A 1,033-nucleotide genomic window follows, 5' to 3' on the forward strand; every position below is an offset into this window, starting at 1 on the left:
ATCCAAAGCAACGCTTCGATGAACCGGCGATTGTCACCACCACTTCGCCCGGGATCGGCTGGTTTACCCAGACAATGCGGTTCCATCTTCGCCCATTGGGCGTCCGTCAGCACGAATCGTTCCATCCAAAGCTTGAATCACAATCCAATCTCAGGCGGAATCTGGAGGGTTCTGTGAGGTCCGAGACACCGGTTTGGCACGCGGGCTCGACGTCGGACCTCATTGCAAGCCGGATTGAGCGAAGCCGCGGGGGCGGTCTGGCGCTATGGGGATTGTAGCCGGGACGGCCGGTCGGGGTCGTCACGGAGGAGTTCTCGAAGGTCGCCCCCGATGGGATGGGGGCGGACCGCAACCGTATCGGCAAGGAAGTTTTGGCGTTGGTTGGGCCTTGGGTCATCGCAACGCTGGCCGTCATCAGGCCGGCAGTGTTCACCTGCATGAGACGGGTCAAAAACCCGCATGTCGGCTCGCGCGCCGACGGATGCCGAACCTGATGATGTGGATCTGCCGCGTATGATCATGAGGTGTCGTTCCAGAAGGGGCTCGTAGGCGCCTGTCCGCATCGCCAGATGCCGAGCGTAACCATCAGGCCGCCGCAGCAGGGGCAGCGACGCGCCACCGGGAGCGAGACAGCGGCAACTGCATCGCATTCGACCTTCGGAGCGTCGGCTTGCTGTATCGGGCTAGCCAGCAGCTTGCGGCACAGCTCGATCCTGGCGGCGCGATGGCCATTGGCGAGGAAGCCGTAGTGGCGGATGCGATGGAAACCGTCCGGCAGGGTGTGCAAGAGGAAGCGACGGATGAACTCGTGCGCGTCGAGCGTCATGACCTTCGTACGGCCGCCATGGCGATAATCCCTCCAGCGGAACGCGACCCGATAGTCGGTCATCCTGATCAGTCGGGAATTGGCGATGGCGACGCGGTGGGTGTAGCGGCCGAGATAGGCCAGCACCTGCCTCGGCCCGCCGAACGGCGGCTTGGCATAGACGACCCAATCGACACGACGAACCTCGGCGAGCTTGCGGTTGAATGT

At 63.0% G+C, this 1,033-nt stretch carries 1 protein-coding gene; it reads right to left on the reverse strand.

What is annotated here, in order from left to right:
- Positions 1 to 517: 517 nt before the first annotated feature.
- A partial coding sequence (locus D3227_RS40380) for an IS91 family transposase (protein ID WP_245452171.1) occupies positions 518 to 1,033 on the reverse strand: 516 nt, incomplete at its 5' end.

It is taken from the genome of Mesorhizobium waimense, assembly GCF_003601975.1.
Taxonomy (GTDB): Bacteria; Pseudomonadota; Alphaproteobacteria; order Rhizobiales; family Rhizobiaceae; genus Mesorhizobium; species Mesorhizobium waimense.